Below are 21,131 nucleotides of genomic sequence, written 5' to 3' on the forward strand. Positions count from 1 at the left end.
TAATGTTAGTGAATTTCAGTATAAAAACCAAGTTTTTAACTGGATATTGAGCAAACTTATATTGCTGAATATTAAAGGACTATGTATTGGGACTCTTGAAGACAAAACAGGGTAAAATAAAAAGAGTGGCAACCTAATTTGGTTGCCACTCTTAGTTTTCAAAGGAATTTGTTGATGGAATATGGATTAATCAATCAGATTTGACTCTCAATAAAGTCCCCAAAGGAGAGGTAATTCTCATATTTTGCCTCGTAGATTTTAGCATTTGAAGCATTTGGTTGATAGACTTTATCAAAACCATTCCCCATAGCTGCTATGGCTTCAGTCACGTTAGGGTAAATGCCAGCTGCAGTGGCAGCATATATAGCAGCACCTAATGCTGGGGCTTGTTCAGATTTAGCCACTTTTATAGGCATATTTAGTACGTCTGCCAATGTCTGCATGACCAATGATGATTTTTTAGCCACGCCACCAAGACCAATAACTTGTTCTATGTTTACGCCTTCTTGTCTAAACCTTTCTATTATCCTTTTTGATCCAAAGCAAATACTCTCAACCAAAGCTTTGAATACATGAGCTGCATCCGAGCCCATATCCAGTCCTTTTAGGGCGCCTTTTAGGTTTTGGTTTGCATCAGGAGTTCTTCTCCCGTTGATCCAGTCTAAGGCCAATACCTGTGTGGTTTCCGCAGATATTTTCTCTGCTTCGCTGGAGAGTGTCAATATCAAGTTCTGCTCCAAAAGATCGATCGTTTGTTTCTTTAGCTCTTCACCCATTGAGGAATCATTGATCGTTTTCCTAACAGGTTTTAGAAGCAACTTTACAAACCATGCCAAAACATCACCAAATGCCGATTGACCAGCTTCAAGTCCAATTTTACCAGGGATGACAGAGCCATCCACCTGACCACATATACCCTTGACGGTAGTGTGTTCTAAAGATGCATAAGAACTGACCATAATGTCACAGGTGGAGGTGCCCATAACTTTTACAAGCGTACCTTCTTCTACTTCTCCACCAATGGCTCCAGCATGGGCATCAAAAGTACCCACAGCCACTGGAATACCTTCTTCCAAATCGAGCTTTTCTGCCCATTCTTTGGAAAGTAATCCTGCTGCTTGATCAGAGGTATAGGTTTCCTTATAAAGTTGCGCTTTTAATTTCACTAACCTTGGATCTAGTTTCTCCAAAAATTCATCCTCAGGAAGACCTCCCCAGCTCTCATGCCAGAGTGCTTTATGCCCTGCAGCGCACCTGCTTCTTTTGAAAGCAATTGGGTCTGTTCCTCCAATGAGGGTAAAAGTCAAATAATCACAGTGTTCCATCCAAGAATAAGCCGCTTCGGCTACTTCAGGATCCACTCTTATAATATGCAATATCTTTGCCCAAAACCATTCTGAAGAGTAGATACCTCCTTCGTATTTTGTAAAATCTTCACCTCCCCATGTTCTTGCCAGGTGATTGATTTCATCTGCCTCTGCTACTGAAGTATGGTCTTTCCACAAAATCATTTGGGCATTGGGGTTTTCTGAGAATTGATCAGTTAGTGCCAATGCATGACCTTCTTTATTTACCGGTAAAGGAGATGACCCAGTGGTATCGACACAAATCCCCTTAATTTGTGATTTTGGTAGGCCTGATTTTTGAATAACGGCTTTTACAGTGTGCGCAAGACCTTCCAAATGGTCGTTAAGATGTTGTCTGTATTGGTTTTTTGTTGGATCACAATATTTCCCTTCTTTCCAGCGAGGGTAATTGTAAACTTCGGAAGCAAGGGTGATACCATCGCGGGCATTGACCAAGATGGACCTGACAGAATCTGTTCCATAGTCTACACCCAATACGTAATTGTCCATACTAATTATTTTGGATTGTTATAAAGCGAGAAATAAATCTAATTAACCGAAATTAGGCAAAAGAGCCCCTAGAATGTGCTAAAATCACTTCAAATAATTAAATCAACCATTTGATTTGGCTACAGAGTTTCTGAATGTTATACTTAACGTGTGAAGATAGCCTTCAATAGGATTACTATAACATAATCCGGCATTGATGTAAAAATATACGGAAAAAATCAAAAATGACCCATCAAAGTCTATAAAAAACCTGGTCTTTAAATTAAATGTTATCGATGTTTTTATCCATTATCAACCTGATGCCAGGTTTGAATTTCTAAAATCTTATTTTCTTCCGTTTTAATAGCCATGTGGTATTCGTAAGAAATGGATTTTAAAGTTTTGCTATCCAAGGCGGTAAATGTAGTCCAAACCAATGTCCAGTCTCCTTTTAGAATGCCACGATTTACTCGAACACTAGTGAGTTTGGGTTCACTAAAAGTAAGGTGGTTTAATTGGTTGTGTTGTGATTTCCAATGCGTAATCTCTTCAATGGAATTGTGAATGGAGTCTGTGTTGGTATTGATACATTTAAAATCAGGATGGATAATTTCTTTTATATAATCGTAGCTTTCCAGCTGCAATCCTTTTAGGTATTTCCTTATTAATTCCTGATCACTTCCTTCTTTAGGATTTTTGGTTACGGGAGGATTCCGACCATCCTCATTCTTTTTAACCTGGTCCTCATATTTGCTCGAAAACAAATAGCCAGGTAGGAAAGCGAGTGCTAAAGAGTTTTTAATGTTGGTCATGTCGTGGGATCAAAGTCGTGGGATCAAACTTAAATGAAATGTTTAGGGGGATTTGATTGCAATATTTTCCATCGATTTGTTTTAATTTACAATTATAAGCATAATAAATTCAATTTTAATGGTTTATTCAATGATTTATTGTGATGAGATGGCCTATAGTATTATTGAAACTGCCATAGTTTAGTTAACCTTTACTTCCCCCAATTGCCATTTTAAAAGATCAAAGTTTAATTGTTATCCCTGTTTATCTTAAGGCCTGCATTAAAGGGTTTTTTCATTTTTGAGAAATGATAGTTCAATAAAAACAGCTTGTTTGGAGATTGTGCATCACCTAAGTATTGAAAAAGTAAAGAATAGGTTATTAAACCCGAAATATGCAATAGACAATCTATTACGAGCTGAAATCGCTTCAAAATACCCAATCGTTGCTGTTTTCAATTTCACCATAGCGGTGCTATGCTAAAATATCCAAACAGCCTGATTTTCTTGCGATTGCAACACTTCCCGTAAACACGGGACAGGCTTCATCCCTGACATTGTCAGGGCGGAGAAATCCTATTACATAATCCGGGTTAAAGGTTGATTTTAAGTTGTTTATGTAAATATTTGCTTGTGAAATGTATGATTCTCGGTATTCTATAGAGAATAGGTGAAGCCAAAAAGAGCCCTTATTTGATATATAGTATAGTAGTCACATTAAATTAATTAATGCATTTAGAAAAACAGTCGTAATTCTATCCAAATTTTTTAAAGAAATAATTTTCAGCTTCAGATGTGCCAATTAGTATAATTTCATCATTTTTATTTAAAACCGAATCAGGTTCGGGATTTACCGTCAATTTCCCACCTTGTTGTAAAGCAATGATGGTACAGCCCGTAAGTTGGCGTATGCAAGAGGAGGCGATTGATTTACCAACGAGTTGTTTTGGTACTTCTAGTTTAAGCAAATCAAGACCTTCAGCTACCATTAAGATATCACTTTTCTTAAGTAAATTATAAATAGCATTGGCCCCCATTGAAGCATAAGACATGACAAAATCAGCTCCTGCTCTATGCATTGTGTCCAAATTTCTTTCACGGGTAGACCTGGTTATTATTTGAATATCAGGGCGCAGCTTTCTGCAATAAATTGTTAGGTAAGCGTTTACATCATCATCGTGTGTGGTGATTATAACACAGGGCGCTTTTTCAATTCCAGCCTCAACAAGCACTTCTAAGTTTGCCGCATCGCCAAATATGTATTTGCTATTGGCTTTGATTCTGTTTTCCTGTTTTTCTATAATCTTATAATTTAGATTTCTGTCCTCAAGTGCTATACCTGTTGCCCTTCCTACTCTTCCTCCTCCAATAATGACAAGAGGCTCTGTAGTGGATTTTTTAATACAAAAATGGGCATTGTAGGCTTTGATTTGTTCATTTGTTCCAGCTAAAACCAAAACAGAATTAGTGGCAATAGGTTCATCGGGACGTGGAGCATGAAAAACTCCCCTGGTCCAAAAACCCAAAACATTTATTCCTACAGTTTCTCTGAGTTTGGCTTCTCTCAAGGTTTTTCCTACCAGGATTGATCCTGACACGGTGGCTTCTGCTATGCTTAATTCTTCAAATTTACCAATGACCATTGCATTGGCATCACCTACGCTCGCTCTTCTTGAAAGGGAGGTACCCATCATTTCCCCTAGGCTCAATACATTGTTGCATCCTGCAAGACTAAGAATGTCTTCAGAGGCTTCGAAATTACATGTGGCAATAATGGGGATGTTTTCATTGACCTCTCTAATGGTAAAGGCTACATTGGTATTGGCCACATCTGAGGAGGTAGTAGCAACTAGGAGTGCTTTGTTTACCTGCGCATTTTGGTAGGTTATAGGGTCATCCAGGTCTCCGAGCATTACTACTATATCCATTTCGCTTAACCTTAAGCCTTCTGAAAAATCTTGCACCAAAAGCACATAGGGTATTTTGAAGGTTTTTAGTTTTTTGATTAATGCCTCCGAAACTTCATCAAAGTGGGTGAGTATGACATGCTCACTGATAGTATTGTCCAATACTTTGGGCACTCGGGATTGTTCTTGGGCCTTCATCCATGGTGAATAGAAAAAATTAATGAAGGTAAAAGGGAATAAGACGAGCAAAAACAACATGCCTGAAAGCAATACAATCATGGTATAAACCCGACCCCAATCGGTTTCAAAAGTGATGTCCCCAAACCCTAATGTGGTCATCACAGTAAAGGTCCAGTACAGTCCGGTAACCCAAGAAAAGTACCTTCCTTCACTTAACATGATAAGATGGAAAGTGATGGTAAAAATCACTACCAGCAAAAATAATATGAGTAAAAACCTAAACAACAATTTTAAGTTTCGACGATGGGGTTTATTTTGAAGCAGGTAACTTATTTGAGAACTTAGGAACTTCATTTGAATTATGGTTTAAAAAGCATAGATACATAACTTTTTGTACAATAGCATACTTTTATATAATTATGCTAAAAGAAGTGAAGGCAATAAAAAAAGAATCCCGTTTAAAAAGAGCTTCTAAACGGGATTTATAAAGAATGAAGTTTTGCTTATTTATTGACCTTTTTTTTGGCCATTTCTTCCAATAAGATGCTGTTCCACTTTTGAATTAGTGGCCACTCACCTGATAAATCGGAGTATTTCTCACCATCAAAGAAACACAAAAATGACTTAGTTCCTGATACTGATGATAGACTTATTATCAAAGATAATTTGTCTATCACTTCTACTTTTTTTGAACCAGTTCCAACTGACCGACTTTGCTTTTGCAAGTCAATATGAGAAATACAGTCGGTAGGAATCAATTGAAATTCAATTTGAGCATTTGGGTACATGTAAAACAATTTTTGTTTGCCATAATCAATTCCAATTCCATAACCACCTCTCCAATAGTCCTTTGTTCCCAAAAGTAAACCATATTTTTCTGCTTCGTCTGTAAACTTTTTTTGATGGGCCTTTTGAATATTGGATTGTTTCTTTTTGCTAATGTATATAGGGGCAATAAATGCCAAAATTGCAGCTAAGGATATTCCTAAGCTAATTGGTTCGATATCTACAATCATTTCTTTTCTGTTTAATAATATTTCTAATTAAGCTATAGGTAATAATGAAAGGATAAGTCTCAATCAAATCTGAGAATTGAAAACCTCCTATTGCTTAACAGAGTATGCTATGGAATTTTTAGTAAAAACTAAACTACTAAAATAGGTCTTGATAGCAATACTCCGTTTTTTATACCTGTTGCTTGTTTTATGATGTAAGCTTGTATTATTATCCTAAAAACCCTTGAACCGAAATAGGCAATAGGTCTTTTATAAGTTGATTGAATAACTCTAAATTCAGGTACCTATTTACTGTTTTTTGTTTCACCATAATGCTACTATGACTCAATATTCAAACAGCCAGATTTTCTTTCGATTGCAATACTTCCCATAAACCAGGTACAGGCTTTACCCCTGAATATCGTGAGGGCGGAGAAATTCTATTACATAATCCGGGTTAAATAATTGAAGAAAATGAGCCAGCAGCTTTATTCTAAATGGAGGCTTGATAATGTACTTGCTTTGATGGGCTGGTAGCCAAATGCTTTCTCACAAAAAGCCTTGGGAAATAGGTTGGTTTACAACTTTCCAAGGTTTATGGGAAGCGAATAAAAATGAAAGTTTACCAAAAAGAATGGAAAGGAAAAAGGATTTGTTTCAGGTAATGGTAAGGAACCCATTTGTAAGGGGTAAAGGGATCAATACTTTTAATGATATTTATTGTCCAAGAAAACTCCTGATTCTTTATTCCTGCGTTCAGACCATCGTTTAAAAAACTTTTGATGGAGTTTCCTTCTTCAAATACGCTAGGAAGTGCAAAGAATTCTACATAGCCAATGGATTTGACTGCGGCATCTTTTTGTTGTAAAAAGCTTAATCCTTGGTTAGGCGAAAATGATAAAAGAAATGACCATAGCAATACCGCTCCTGAAAGGAATAGGGCAAGCGACGATTTCAAAACTTTTAGTTTTTTCATTTAATGCGATAAATGTACTGTTTTTTTAAAAACAAATTGTAGCACCTTGCCTTTTTATTATTGGGTATTTGTGTGGAAAAATGGGTAATCAAAGTGTGGTGCTTTCAATTCTAAAATGTCAATAAAACCAGATTCTAATCAATAGCAGTCTTGACTCTAAAGGAAAAAGAAAGCTGTCACAATTTTGTGACAGCTTTGGAGCATTTTATTGCTCAGGAATCGCTACTTCTTCCAGTACTTCCACTGAATCCTCAGTTTCAGAAAGCACTTCTTCCTCATTCATTTCAGTAGGTACCTCTATTTCCTCAATAGAAGTATCAATTTGTGATTCTACTTGTTTCTTGCCGCAAGATGCCACTAGGCTGGATGCGACGATCATCATAACAACGATGCTTGTTCTCATTTTTTATTGTCTTTTTTATGTCTCTTTAGACATAAACACTATAATAAAAAGTATGCCAGAAAATCCAAGAATTGTTCTTTGATAATATTTATTTTTTATGATGTGAATTCTCAAGATTTATTAGAGGATTAAAGGCTTTAAAAAACATCGAAAGCTTACTTAATCTTCATTTAATATGATCTGAAGACTGGTATAAGGTTTAACCCGATATATCAATGTCGTTTAGTTAAGGAATTTTTATTATTTTTAGGAAAGAAAAGGGAGCGTAGTTTTTTTGAAAATAATCTAACAACAATCAAGTCCTTTTCCTTTTCGAAGGACTTTTTAAAACTATTAAAAAACAATATAGAAAATGGATTAACACGCGATAGGTTCCGTACGACTAACACAGCGTTTGTTCGTCAGCGGTGTTTGGGTTTTACAGATCTTATCTACTTCATGTTGGGCCTGGGTAAATCGAGTGTTCAGCAAGAACTTGATAATTTTTTTTCCGACAAATCGGTCAGCTATTCCAAAGGAGCATTCAGTCAGCAACGATCCAAACTAAACCCCAAGGTGTTTACATGGCTCAATGAACAACAATGTTCTTTTTATTATAATAAAGCCAGCCATATCCGTAAATGGAAAGGTTTTCGGCTTATAGGTATCGACGGCAGTACTTTGCAGCTTCCTTACAGCAAAGAATTGGCAAAAGGTTTTGGCCATTTCGAAACCCGGACTGAAAACGGGAGAAAAGTAGTGTTAGCCCGTGTTTCCCAAGCCTACGATGTACTCAACCAAATCAGTATAGATGCCAAGATCAAACATTACAGGACAAGTGAACTTGCTCTGTGTGAAAGTCATCTTCCCTGTCTAGGGCCGGGCGACCTGCTTATAATGGATAGGGCTTATGCGGCCTTTTGGCTCATGTCCTCATTGGTTCAGCAACAGAAATCCTTTGTCATCAGGGTAAAGGCAAACAGATGGAAACATGCAAAGGCATTTTTAGCATCTACCAAAAAACAGCAGATCATAGAGGTGTCCCCTTCCAAAGAGGCCTTAAACAGGTGTAGGGAAAGGAATATTCCTACTGAGGCACTCAAGTTAAGGCTCGTACGGGTACCGATTGCATCAGGAGAAGACCATATATTGATAACCAACCTAGTTGACCATAAGAAGTACCCTGTCAAGGAAATACGTGAGCTCTACAGGAAAAGATGGCCTGTTGAAGAGTCTTTCAAGCTACTCAAAACTAGGGCGGAACTTGAAAACCTGAGCGGAAAGACGGCCAGGGCCGTTCTCCAGGATTTTAATAGAATCATTCTCAGGGCCAACTTGAGCAACATTCTCAGTAAAACACTTACCAAAAAAGGGATTGACTACTGTAATAAAAAACGGAAAAACACTTATCAGATCAACAGAACCCAGGCGTATCGTAAAACCAAATCTATAATTGATCAACTCAAACAAGGAATGGACAAAATCATTGGAAAAATATCTGATTATGCTTTCAAACTGTTGCTTCAACTTGAAATAATACGGCCCAACAGGTCAGTTCCTAGAATAAAAAGGTATACTGCCAGACCCAGTAATTTTATAACTTATAAACCTTAACTAAACGACATTGCCCGAAATATGCAATAGACATTCTATTACGTGCGGAAATCGCTTTAAAATCAGCCACTTCGTTGCTGTTTTCAATTTCACCATAGCGGTGCTTTGCTAAAATCTGCAAACAGCCGATTTTCTTGCGATTGCAACACTTCCCGTAAACACGGGACAGGCTTCACCCCTGACTATTGTCAGGACGGAGAAATCCTATTACATAATCCGGGTTTAAACTTTTGCTTTAAAAAAATGGCTTTTGCTTTTACATTGTAAATAGCTATTTTAACGAAATGATTGTCAGAAAAGGAGAAAATTTGTTTTGGACCTTACCATTTTTGGGATGGGTAGTTTTTGTAACGCTTCTTATAGCCTGTAAAGAAGATACAAATAATAAGACCAATAATTTTCCTAAGGAGATCAGCTACAATCTTCATGTTAGACCAATTTTATCTGAAAATTGCTTTACATGTCATGGGCCTGATGCGAATAAGCGAGAAGCAGGACTTCGTCTGGACAAAGAAGATGAGGCCTATGCGGCCTTGGCGGAAAGTCCTGGAAAACATGCCATAGTACCTGGTGATCCCAATGCTTCTATGGTTTATGTTAGAATGATTTCTGAAAACCCTGAGGAGAAAATGCCACCTACCTCCTCCAACCTTAAACTTAGTGATTATCAAATCAAACTTATTGAAAAATGGATTAATGAAGGGGCTGTATATGAGCCACATTGGGCATTTGTTCCCCCAAAGAAATCCGAGCTTCCTGAAGTAGGGAATACGGAATGGGTTAAAAATGAACTTGATTTTTTTGTTTTGGAAAAGATGGAGCAGGCAGGATTAGCTCCTTCTCCAATGGCGGATGATTTGACATTACTTAGAAGGCTTTATATTGATATTACTGGGTTGCCTCCTGCTCCTGCTGATTTAGAAGCAGTAGAGAAAGGCACTTTGGAATTAGGTAAAACCATAGATAAATTGTTTAAATCAAGCGCTTATGGTGAGAAAATGGCGGTTAGTTGGATGGATGTTTCCAGGTATGCTGATAGCCATGGTTATCAGGATGATTATTATAGAACCCAGTGGCCTTGGAGAGACTGGGTAATCCATGCATTCAATGAAAACATGCCTTATGACCAATTCATCACCTGGCAACTTGCAGGTGATCTGCTTCCGGATGCGAGTATGGAACAGATTCTTGCTACTGGCTTCAATCGAAATCATAAAATAACAGAGGAATCGGGCGCTATAGATGAAGAGTATAGGGTGATGTATGCAATAGACAGAACCAATACCTTGGGAAAAGCCATGTTGGGAATTACCCTGGAATGTGCCCAATGTCATGACCATAAATACGATCCTTTTTCCCAAAAGGAGTATTTCCAAACTTATGCCTTTTTTAATAATATTGCAGAATGGGGAATTGAAGAAGCCAGTCCGGGGTTTTCTAAAAAAAGTCCCGCAAAGTATCCATTAATGGAAATAAGTGAAACTACCGCTAAGGAAGTTCTTCAATTTATCAATATGCCGGATAGTGCCAGTAGGGTTTCACGATTGATGACTGGAATGGACAAAGGTACCAATTACAATTCCTTACTTAATGAGGCCAATGTTTTGAAGGTAGCGGTGATGGGGGATTTGGACAGCATTCGATCTACTTTTATATTGGAGAGGGGGGAGTATGATGCGCATGGTGAGAAAGTTGAGCCAGGAGTACCTGCTTCTATTCTTCCTTATCCAGAGGACCTGCCCAAGAATAGATTGGGTTTGACCAAATGGCTTTTTGATATGAACAATCCCTTAACAGCTAGGGTGTATGTAAATAGGCTTTGGCAGGAGATTTTCGGTATCGGCTTGGTGGATACTCCGGGAGATTTTGGCCTTCAAGGAAATTTACCTAGCAACCAAGCTTTACTTGATTGGTTGGCGGTAGATTTTATAGAAAGCGGTTGGGATATTCAGTATCTATTGAAAAAAATATTTTTATCAGCCACCTATCAGCAATCTTCTGGAGTGAGTGAAGAGAATTATAAAAAGGATCCTGACAATAGGTTTTTGGCTCGTTTTCCAAGAAGAAGGTTAAAAGCTGAAGAAATTAGAGACTTGGTATTGGCCACAAGTGGTTTATTGAATGATGAAGTAGGAGGGCCATCTGTGAAAACCTACCAGCCAGAAGGACTTTGGGAGGCTGCCACTTCTGGAAGGGGAAACCTTTCAAAATTCCAATTGGATACAGGAAAATACCTTTATAGAAGAGGACTCTATACCTTTATTAAAAGAACTGTTCCTCCTCCAAACATGATGTTATTTGACGCAAGTAATAGAGATGCCTGCGAGGTGGAAAGATTGAAAACCAGTACTCCTTTACAAGCTTTAGTCATGATGAATGATCCAGTAGTCCTGGAAGCCTCTAGGGTTTATGCAGGGAGGTTACTAAAGAAAAGCAGCAATGCAGAAGTTGCGGTAGAATCTGCTTTTTACAGTATTCTAGGTAGAAAGCCTGATGAAAGTGAACGGTCAATCTTAAATAGTCATTTTGAAACATTTCTAGAAGAATATAACAAAGACAAATCTAAAGCGGTTAAAATACTAGATGTAGGGAAGTTTCCTCATAATGATGATATTCCAGTTCCTGTTCATGCAGCTCTGATGCAGGTCATTACGCTTATATATAATTTAGAAGCAGCAATTACAAAAGCCTAAACTATGGAAAAGGAATTATTAGATCATGGACTGAACCTCAACAGAAGGCATTTTCTTTCCAAATTAAGTTTAGGGTTAGGAAGTGCAGCGTTAGGGTCACTTTTAATTCCAGATTTATTTAATGGTACGAATTTGGTCGGAGGAGAAGCTGAGACGATAGGTCTTCCTCATTTTGCCCCTAAAGCAAAACGAGTGATTTACCTGTTTCAAAATGGTGCGCCCTCTCAATTGGAATCTTTTGATTTCAAACCTAAACTTCGGGATTTGTGGGGGCAAGAATTGCCTGAATCTATTAGGAAAGGTCAAAGGCTTACAGGAATGACGGCCAGCCAGACAAGCTTCCCCATGGTCGGATCCTTTTGTGATTTCCAGCAATACGGTCAAGCAAGGGCCTGGATTAGTTCACTTTTTCCTCATACAGCGAAGATTGTAGATGATATCTGTATTATCAAATCAATGCATACTGAGGCGATAAATCATGATCCTGCACTTACTTTTTTCCAAACAGGTGCACAACAAGGAAACAGACCCAGTATGGGGTCTTGGTTGAGTTATGGGCTTGGAAGTGAAAACAATAATTTACCTGCTTTCACTGTGTTGCTTTCTAAAGGCAAAGGAAATGGACAAGGCGTATATGCTAAACTTTGGAGCAATGGGTTTCTGCCCTCAGCACATCAAGGGGTTCAGTTTAGCAATGGAGAGGATCCTGTACTCTATCTAAATGATCAAGATGGCATGACCAAGTCGGATAGAAGAAAGATGTTGGACAATTTAGCGGCCTTAAATCATCATGCTTATGAAAAAATAGGAGACCCTGAGATCCAAGCTAAAGTAGCCCAATATGAACTAGCTTACAGGATGCAGACAGCAGTACCAGAGGCTACGGATTTGTCTAATGAGCCAGACAGTATATTTGAAATGTATGGGGAGGGGAGTAGAAAGCCTGGGACTTTTGCCGCCAATTGCCTTCTTGCCCGCAAGCTTTCTGAATCGGGAGTAAGGTTTGTTCAATTGTATCATCAAGGATGGGATCAACATGGCAACTTACCCAATGAGATGTCCGTTCAGGCAAAAGATACAGACCAAGCATCAGCCGCTTTGATAAAAGACCTGAAGCAACGAGGGCTCTTAGATGAGACTTTGGTAATTTGGGGTGGAGAGTTTGGACGTACCAATTACTCCCAAGGACGATTGACTCAGGACAATTATGGAAGAGATCACCATCCCAGATGTTTTAGCATTTGGATGGCTGGTGGAGGAATAAAACCTGGTATAGTTTATGGGGCTACCGATGAATTAGGTTATAATATTACCGAGAATCCAGTTCATGTTCATGATTTTCAGGCCACTGTATTGCACCAACTTGGGCTGGATCATGAAAAGCTGATATATAGGCACTTGGGTAGGAAATTCAGGCTTACAGATGTGTCTGGTAGAGTGATTAAGGAATTATTAGTGTAAATTTTTAGTTTGCATAGAGTCTTAGATAATGGGAGTTATCTTTCTAATTATGGCTTTTTGCAATAATGTAAATCAGGTAGAAAAAATATTGTCATTAGGGGTAATTAATTATTATCATGGGGATTCTGTTATGGAACCCCTGTTTGAGTAGTCAAAGTGAATTTCTAGTTCTAGTACATAACCAACATTAATGAAAAGTTTATTATTTCAAAATGGGGACCAAATGCCAGCTCTTGGCTTAGGAACCTGGAAGTCAAAGCCAAATGAAGTTTATGAAGCTGTGCTTCATGCAATAAAGGTTGGCTATAGGCACATAGATTGTGCTTATGTTTACAAGAATGAAAATGAAATAGGCAAGGCAATAAGTGATGCTATTTCCCAAGGCTTAGTGAAGCGGGAAGAATTATGGGTTACATCGAAGTTATGGAATGATTCTCATTTGCCAAATGATGTGCTTCCTGCGATTAAGAATACATTGAACGACTTACAGTTAGATTATCTTGATCTTTATTTAGTTCATTGGCCTATAGCTCTAAAAAAAGGAGTTGGAATGCCAGCTGAACCGAGTGATTTTTTGACGAAGGATGAAGCACCTTTAAGTGCCACTTGGGCTGAAATGGAGAAGCTTCAAAAAAATGGGCTAACACGCCAAATTGGGGTTTCTAATTTCAATTCGGCCAAAATAGAAGCACTTAAAAAAACAGCTTCTCTAATGCCTACAGTCAATCAAATAGAATTTCATCCTTATCTGCCTCAGGCTAAGTTAAAAGACTATTGTGATAAAAACGGAATTCATATTACTGGGTATGGCCCATTGGGAGCAGCCTATAGGGTGGCAGCCAATGAAGTGGATCACCCATTATTGCTTGAAAACAAGCAATTGGAAATTATAGCAAAGAACAATTCTGCTTCAGTAGCGCAGGTGGTACTCGCATGGGCAATAGAGAAAGGGGTTTCTGTAGTTCCTAAGTCCGTAAATTTTCAAAGAATAGAAGAGAATTTTGCTGGCAGTAAATTGGTTTTGAATAAGGAAGATATGGAAACGATTGACAATCTTGGGGGGCCTTACCGTTACACCCATGGAGGAGCTTGGGTAGGGGAGATAAGTCCTTATGATTTTTCTGACATTTGGGAAGAAAATCTATAAGTAAAATTTTAAATTAAGAACAAAACTATGAAATACATAACATTCAAAAATCAGGATAAAATGCCTATGTTGGGTCTAGGAACCTGGAAATCAGGTCCTGGAGAAGTTTATCAAGCGGTACTTTGGGCGCTGGAAGCTGGATACAGGCATATTGATTGTGCAGCAATCTACCAAAATGAAAAAGAAGTAGGAGATGCATTGAAAGAAGCATTTGACAAGGGAATCGTGAAAAGAGAAGAGGTATGGGTAACATCTAAGCTATGGAACAATGCCCATGAAATAGATAAGGTAGAGGAAGGACTTCAAAAAACCTTGGCGGACCTGCAGCTAACCTACCTTGATCTTTATCTAATACATTGGCCCATTTCCTTAAAAAGTGGGGTGACCTTTCCTAAAGATGGAAATGATTTTCTTGATTATAAGACAGTTCCACTTACAGACACCTGGAAAGGAATGGAAGCGTTAAAAGAAAAGGGACTCACCAAGCATATTGGCGTATCCAATTTCAATAAAGCTAAACTGAGTGAGATTATTGGTGCTTGCCAGGTGGTACCAGAGATGAATCAAATTGAAATCCATCCCTATTTGCCTCAAGAGGGATTAGTGAGTTTTTGTAAAGAAAAAGGCATCAATCTAACTGCCTATTCCCCATTAGGATCAGCGGATAGGCCAAAGGCAAGACAAAAAGAGGATGATCCAATATTGATGGAACACAAGGTTTTTAAAGATATTGCTAAAAAACACGAGGCGTCAGTGGCTCAGGTTTTGATCGCTTGGTCATTGCATAGAGGCATTGCTGTAATTCCTAAATCCGCCAATAAAGATAGGATTAAAGCCAACCTTGCATCTAAGGATATTGAACTTGATAAAGATGACTTGAAAGCCATAGGTGAAATTACTAGTCGGCATAGGTATATTGATGGAACCTTTTTTACCGAAGTGCCAGGAAGTCCATTTAAACAATCAGATCTCTGGGAGAGTTAAGTCCTAAATAGGAAGTAAATAATCTAATATATACTGCAATTGCTTTAATACCAGTTTATTGGAAATTGCCCATAGTGCGGCTATGTGGATTTTCAAACGGATTGGATTTAGAGTAATTGCAGTTTTTTTAGGTTGCGTTTGTGTTGGTCTTAAACCCGAAATATGCAATAGCATTCTATTACGTGCTGAAATCGCTTTAAAATCAGCCACTTCGTTGCTGTATTCAATTTCACCATGGCGGTGCTATGCTAAAATCTCCAAACAGCCTGATTTTCTTGCGATTGCAACACTTCCCGTAAACACGGGACAGTCTTCACCCCTGACATTGTCAGGGCGGAGAAATTCTATTACATAATCCGGGTTAAATAGTAGGCTTTACTTCAAATCTTGAACTTCCATAAAAAAATTAATTATAATCGGTTTAAATAGTTGAAATTTTAATTGAAATTTCATTTTTAATAATAAAATAGCAATACTTTTGCAGTGTATTTACAGCTTTATTGATTTTGTTTGTTGCTTGAATTTTAGAATAATATTGGTAATGAACGTTTAATATTGAACTAAACGTCCTTTTCTGCTTATAAATTTACTTTTAAATTTAAAAAGGGTGTATATTTAGTTCTACTCAATTTGAAAGTACATTAATTTAGGTTTCAAAATAGAAAATGGGATTTAATTGCTGTACGCTAACCAACATAGTTAAATATCCTTACGGTTTTGATTAAAGGAATTAATATTTTAGTATAAAAAATGACAATGAAATCAGCGCACATTTTATTGGTAGAAGATAATGAAGGTGATGTATTTTTAACTAAAGAAGCCTTAAATGAAAGTGAGAATAGCAATACAGTAAGTGTAGCCAGAGATGGTCAGGAAGCGCTAGATTTTATTTTTAAGACAAATGGGTTTGAAGAAAAAACCACTCCAGATTTAATTATCTTAGACGTTAATCTACCTAAGAAAAATGGACATGAGGTCCTTTATGAGCTAAAGAACCATGATTGCTACAAGCAAATTCCCGTAATTATATTATCTACTTCCAGTTCCCAAAAAGACATTGATTTGTCTTACCAGAACTATGCAAATTGTTATATAACAAAGCCTATTGTTGTTTCAGACTTTATAAAGGCCATATCTTCGATTCAACAATTTTGGTTAGATACTGCTACACTTCCCGTTAATTAGGTATATTAATCAAATTAGCCTCAATCAGTAATTCTTCAAATATTACTGTAAATCTGATTAATCCCAAGTGAAGTAATAGAAACGCTGTTCCAGATTGGCTAGCCATTTCACTCTTTCCTGTGCCATTTTCTCGAATCTGCTTGTACATTTTGACTCATCCATATTTTTTCCTTCCATAATGTTTTGGATTGGTATAAGTTTTATGCCTCTAGTTTTGTAAAATGCCCAAGGATAGGTATCTTTTATCAGCTAAACAAAGGACGCAAATGAGTACTTATTTTCGAATGCATTTTAATAAAATCAATTGTTTATCTCTTTTAATAATTGGACTTGTCTTTTTGGGCTGTAATTCTACTTCAGAGAACAATGGGGTAGACAATGAACAGCAAAAGCCCAATATCGTTATCATTTTCACTGATGATCAAGGATATGCGGATGTAGGTGTTTTCGGCGCAAAGAATATAGCCACTCCTAATCTGGATAAAATGGCTAAAGAAGGGGTTCAGTTCACTAATTTTCATGTTGCCAATGCTGTATGTTCTGCCTCTAGGGCTTCTTTGCTTACAGGATGTTATTCGAATCGACTTGGGATTTTTGGAGCACTTTCGCATCAAAGCAAGCACGGTCTGTCTCCGGATGAGATGACCATTGCAGAGGTTCTTAAGCCTGAAGGCTACACTACAGGAATAGTAGGTAAATGGCATTTGGGGCATCTTGAGCCGTTTCTTCCTACAAAGCAAGGGTTTGATGAATTCTTTGGGCTTCCTTATTCCAATGATATGTGGCCATACCATCCAGAAAGACCGGATTTTTATCCTCCCCTTCCATTGTACCAAAACGAAACGATTATCGATACACTTATTGATCAAAGTCTGTTGACAACGATGTATACAGAAAAAGCCGTTGACTTTATTGATAGAAACAGTGAAAAGCCATTTTTCTTGTATTTGGCACATAGCATGCCTCATGTACCTTTATTTGTTTCTGATAAGTTTAAGGGAAAATCTGATGCAGGGATCTATGGAGATGTGATAATGGAGATAGACTGGTCAGTAGGACAGGTAATAGAGGCCTTAGAAAGAAATGGTCTAGAAGAAAATACCCTCGTTGTATTTACTTCGGATAATGGTCCATGGCTTTCCTATGGCACCCATAGCGGGAGTACTGGTATTTTCAAAGAAGGAAAAGGAACTTCATGGGAAGGAGGTATTCGTGTACCTACAATAATGAAATGGAAAGGAAAACTTCCCAAGGGTAAGGTTCAGGATAAGATGGCCATGACAATTGATCTATTGCCTACTATAGCGCATCTGACGGGTGCTTCCTTGCCACCAAACAAAATTGATGGAAAAGATATATGGCCACTGATAGAGGTGGAGGAAGGCGCAGAATCGTCACAAGACGCTTATTTTATCTACTATAACAAAAATGAACTTCAAGCTGTTATTTCCGGTAATTGGAAGTTGTACTTTCCACATAGGTACCGTTCATTACCTGATGATTTCATTAAGCCTACTAATGGTATCCCTGTAAAATATAAGATGTTGGATTTAACAGAAATGGAACTTTATAACCTTGAAGATGATCCGGCAGAAACCAAAAATGTTATAGAAGAATATCCTGAAATTAGGGATAAATTAAACACTTTGGCCAATGCTGCTAGAAAAGATATGGGAGATGCCTTGCAGGGAATAGAGGGTAAGAATGTTCGTTTGCCGATGAAAGCTTCAAGTGCGAATTGAAATTATTTCAGTATTTCCGATAGGTAAATCAAAAGTAATAATGGTACCGCATTTTATTCCCAAAAAATTCCGACAGACCGATTATTTTGCATTGAAAATAGGACAAAATCAGCTTACCCCTTAGCTCACACCAAATTTATTTAACAAAGTATTCGAATCTAAGTTAAACTAAGGTTATGTGATAGAATCTCTCCGACTTGACAATAGTCAGGGGTAAAGTCTGTCCCGAGTTTAAGGGAGAGGCTAATTGGAGACAAGCATAGCACTGTAATGATGAAGTCGAAAACAGCAAAAAAGTGGTTGATTTTGTAGAGATTTCATCAAGTAATAGAAAGCTAATAGCATATTGCTGGTTAAATTTTGGATAGGGTCTAGTAATTGCGTTTTAGGCATAGACCTTGCTGGCTATAAATTGAAAATTTTAGTTTAAAATTAAATGAAGGTTTTATGAAAGCAAAGGAGGAGTACAGTCTATTTGAAGATGTAAGTAAAGTTGTGGATGATGCAGCACGTCATATGGATATTCATCCTGGTTTGTTAGAGCAAATAAAACAATGCAATAGTATTTACAAATTTAGTTTCCCCTTAAAGAATGGTGATGGAACCTATGAGGTATTATCAGGGTATAGGGTACAACATTCTCATCATAAATTGCCCGTAAAAGGAGGGATCAGGTACAGTAGTTTTGTGAATGAAGAGGAGGTAAAGGGATTGGCGGCATTGATGACCTATAAATGTGCCTTAGTAAATATACCTTATGGTGGAGCGAAGGGTGGAGTTAGAATAGATCCGAATAATTATAATGTTGATCAACTGGAAAAAATCACCAGACGGTATACAGCCGAATTGATTAAAAAGAAATTTATAGGCCCAGCTATAGATGTACCCGCACCAGACTATGGGACAAGTAGCAGGGAAATGGCTTGGATTGTAGATACTTTTGAGGCTTTCAACCCTGATGTGATCAATGCCAAAGGATGTGTTACTGGTAAACCACTTTCTCAACATGGTATAGAAGGAAGAACTGAAGCTACCGGAATGGGTGTGTTTATTGGAATACGCGAAGCCGTAAGTGTTAAGGAAGACATGGATGCACTTGGACTGAAGGTTGGCTTGAAAGGTAAAAAAATCATTATTCAAGGCTTGGGGAATGTTGGGTATTATACCGCAAAATACCTTTCTGAATCTGGGGCTAAGATTATTGGTATTGCTGAATACAATGGTGGCATTTGGGATGAGAATGGAATAGACATTGAAAAAATTAAGGCTTACCAAATAAAAAACAAAACCTTCCAAGGTTATGATAAAGGTGATTTTATTGAAGATGGAAATTCCCTGTTGATCAGGCCTTGTGATATTTTGATTCCTGCTGCGCTTGAGAATCAAATTACAGCTGAAAATGCCCATGATATTAAAGCTAAGATTATAGGAGAAGCAGCCAATGGACCTGTCACTCAGGATGCCAATAATATTCTTCTTGAAAAAGGGATAATGATTATTCCCGATATGTATTTGAATGCAGGAGGAGTTACAGTTTCCTATTTTGAATGGTTGAAAAACCTTTCTAGGGTTTCTTTTGGGAAACTGGAAAAGCGCTATGACATGAAAAAGTACGAGGAGCTGCTAGAGGGTATTGAAAAAGCAACTGGTGACTCTTTTAGTGAAGAGCAAAAAAGAATTATTATTAAAGGGGCTAGTGAGAGAGATCTTGTAAATTCAGGGTTGGAAGAGACCATGGTCACAGCCTATCACCATATGAATGGAGTAAGAAAAGAAAAAGGAATAAAGGATCTGAGAACAGCAGGGTTTATTGTAGCCCTTGAACGGATTGCTATCTCCTATACCGATATGGGTATATTTCCATAAAAGTTCTGATCTTATTTTAGCAATCTAGCCTTATAACAAAAATAGCCATGGGATGCTCACCATGGCTATTTTTTTGTTCTTATAATATTTGATGACATTTGTAATGAAAGTTCGTTAGCTATTGAAATCAAATTCAAACGGCTAAATATCAATGGTTTATTTTAAGTTCTTTAAGCAGTTACTTTCCTAACTTCTAAAAGATCGAGAGCCATTAAAATCAGTAGGTTTACAATTTAACCCGGATTATGTAATAGGATTTCTCCGTCCTGACAATAGTCAGGGGTGAAGCCTGTCCCGTGTTTACGGGAAGTGTTGCAATCGCAAGAAAATCAGGCTGTTTGGAGATTTTAGCATAGCACCGCTATGGTGAAATTGAAAACAGCAACGATTGGGTATTTTGAAGCGATTTCAGCACGTAATAGATTGTATATTGCATATTTCGGGCTTAACTAAGTTTACTTTTCGTCGATTCTTTGAATTTAATTTGATCGTCCCTTGTTTTCGTTTTTCAATAAGTTCAATACTTCTTTTAACTGTTCAGAATTGTCTTTGTAAGGGCTTAAATCAAATATCTCCACACTTTTAAAATCAATAGGATGACTTTCGCTTTGTAGCGAAATGTACCCGGTGGAAATCAATTGACCATCCTTTTTGACCTCTGGGTTATGATTGCTGACATTACCACCTCCAATTTGAGGTTTGTAATAAGTAAGGACAGTATCTCCTTCAACGATATGATGAATAATTGAGTCTCCCAAAACTAGAAAATCAGCGGTAACCCATTGTTCACCATGGAAAGTTTTAGAGTTGGAACTGACACAATGAGGGGTGAAAAGTTCTCCATCCATTACCACATTTGTACCAGGAGTACAGAGGTTGCTAGTGGTCCTTGGTTTTTCTCCATCTCCCCCTAAAAGCTGACCTTCAATGGAAATTGGGAAATCCTGATCTTTCGTCATTGTTTCCGGATCTTGCCCATGTAACATGACTCCGGAGTTTCTTAGTGCCCAACCTTCACCACCAGGAGCTTGTTCCCCTACGAACCTATATTGTACTCGGTATAAGTAATGGGAGAAGGACTCATCGTAAAAGATATGGCCATATTGCCTATCGAAATTCTCATAGCCATCATACCTAACTTTAAGTAATCCGTCTTCTACTCTGAATGTGTTAGCATAATTTTCATCCAGCTCATGTTTGGCAATTTTTATACGCCAATTGTCCATGTCTTTGCCATTGAATAGGGTTCTCCAGCCATCATCTATGGATATGCTTTCACTATTATTGGAAGTGGAGCAAGATGCAATTAGTAAGCAAAGGATTATAAGTATTGGGTATTTTTTAAGTAGGTCTAATTTAAACATTTTGATGGG

General features: G+C 37.7%; 15 protein-coding genes. 8 read left to right on the forward strand and 7 right to left on the reverse strand.

The genetic code is table 11. The annotated features are described in order from the left end of the window. Positions 1-194 precede the first annotated feature (194 nt). The 6 genes from CA2015_RS16880 to CA2015_RS16905 all read right to left on the reverse strand — a co-directional run bounded on the left by CA2015_RS16880 (position 195) and on the right by CA2015_RS16905 (position 7,087). Positions 195-1,856, reverse strand: coding sequence for a ribulokinase (locus tag CA2015_RS16880; RefSeq protein ID WP_048642963.1), 1,662 nt, complete (start codon positions 1,854-1,856; stop codon positions 195-197). A gap of 281 nt (positions 1,857-2,137) precedes the next feature. Next, complete coding sequence (locus tag CA2015_RS16885) at positions 2,138-2,647, reverse strand: hypothetical protein (RefSeq protein WP_048642964.1); 510 nt, start codon at positions 2,645-2,647, stop codon at positions 2,138-2,140. 734 nt (positions 2,648-3,381) lie between these two features. Next, positions 3,382-5,067, reverse strand: a complete 1,686-nt coding sequence (locus CA2015_RS16890) for a potassium channel family protein (protein ID WP_048642965.1) — start codon at positions 5,065-5,067, stop codon at positions 3,382-3,384. Positions 5,068-5,216: 149 nt separating this feature from the next. Beyond that, on the reverse strand, positions 5,217-5,729 hold the full coding sequence (locus CA2015_RS16895; protein ID WP_048642966.1) for a hypothetical protein: 513 nt from the start codon (positions 5,727-5,729) through the stop codon (positions 5,217-5,219). 601 nt (positions 5,730-6,330) lie between these two features. Continuing rightward, a complete protein-coding gene (locus CA2015_RS16900) occupies positions 6,331-6,684 on the reverse strand; it encodes a hypothetical protein (RefSeq protein WP_048642967.1) in 354 nt (117 codons plus the stop codon). 205 nt (positions 6,685-6,889) lie between these two features. Then, complete coding sequence (locus tag CA2015_RS16905; protein ID WP_048642968.1) at positions 6,890-7,087, reverse strand: hypothetical protein; 198 nt, start codon at positions 7,085-7,087, stop codon at positions 6,890-6,892. 207 nt (positions 7,088-7,294) lie between these two features. On the opposite strand from CA2015_RS16905, the gene CA2015_RS16910 reads away from it, so the two are divergent. The 8 genes from CA2015_RS16910 (at position 7,295) to CA2015_RS16945 (ending at position 19,758) form a co-directional block, all read left to right on the forward strand. Then, on the forward strand, positions 7,295-8,680 hold the full coding sequence (locus tag CA2015_RS16910) for an IS4 family transposase (protein WP_240477982.1): 1,386 nt from the start codon (positions 7,295-7,297) through the stop codon (positions 8,678-8,680). Between the two features lie 284 nt (positions 8,681-8,964). Further along, positions 8,965-11,373, forward strand: a complete 2,409-nt coding sequence (locus CA2015_RS16915; RefSeq protein WP_048642969.1) for a PSD1 and planctomycete cytochrome C domain-containing protein — start codon at positions 8,965-8,967, stop codon at positions 11,371-11,373. A gap of 3 nt (positions 11,374-11,376) precedes the next feature. Next, positions 11,377-12,834, forward strand: coding sequence for a DUF1501 domain-containing protein (locus CA2015_RS16920; RefSeq protein ID WP_048642970.1), 1,458 nt, complete (start codon positions 11,377-11,379; stop codon positions 12,832-12,834). 190 nt (positions 12,835-13,024) lie between these two features. Then, a complete protein-coding gene (locus tag CA2015_RS16925; RefSeq protein ID WP_048642971.1) occupies positions 13,025-13,981 on the forward strand; it encodes an aldo/keto reductase in 957 nt (318 codons plus the stop codon). A 27-nt stretch (positions 13,982-14,008) separates the two neighbouring features. Next, the gene (locus CA2015_RS16930) at positions 14,009-14,965 is read left to right on the forward strand and encodes an aldo/keto reductase (protein ID WP_048642972.1); all 957 of its coding nucleotides are present in this window, start codon (positions 14,009-14,011) and stop codon (positions 14,963-14,965) included. A gap of 750 nt (positions 14,966-15,715) precedes the next feature. Next, the gene (locus tag CA2015_RS16935; RefSeq protein WP_316934184.1) at positions 15,716-16,150 is read left to right on the forward strand and encodes a response regulator; all 435 of its coding nucleotides are present in this window, start codon (positions 15,716-15,718) and stop codon (positions 16,148-16,150) included. A gap of 266 nt (positions 16,151-16,416) precedes the next feature. Further along, complete coding sequence (locus CA2015_RS16940) at positions 16,417-17,892, forward strand: sulfatase family protein (protein ID WP_157470512.1); 1,476 nt, start codon at positions 16,417-16,419, stop codon at positions 17,890-17,892. A 447-nt stretch (positions 17,893-18,339) separates the two neighbouring features. Next, positions 18,340-19,758, forward strand: a complete 1,419-nt coding sequence (locus CA2015_RS16945) for a Glu/Leu/Phe/Val family dehydrogenase (RefSeq protein WP_048642974.1) — start codon at positions 18,340-18,342, stop codon at positions 19,756-19,758. 479 nt (positions 19,759-20,237) lie between these two features. On the opposite strand, the gene CA2015_RS16950 is transcribed toward CA2015_RS16945, so the two are convergent. Next, positions 20,238-21,122, reverse strand: coding sequence for a 3-keto-disaccharide hydrolase (locus CA2015_RS16950; protein ID WP_048642975.1), 885 nt, complete (start codon positions 21,120-21,122; stop codon positions 20,238-20,240). Between the last annotated feature and the right edge of the window lie 9 nt (positions 21,123-21,131).

Origin of the sequence: Cyclobacterium amurskyense (assembly GCF_001050135.1) — a bacterium.
Taxonomy (GTDB): Bacteria; Bacteroidota; Bacteroidia; order Cytophagales; family Cyclobacteriaceae; genus Cyclobacterium; species Cyclobacterium amurskyense.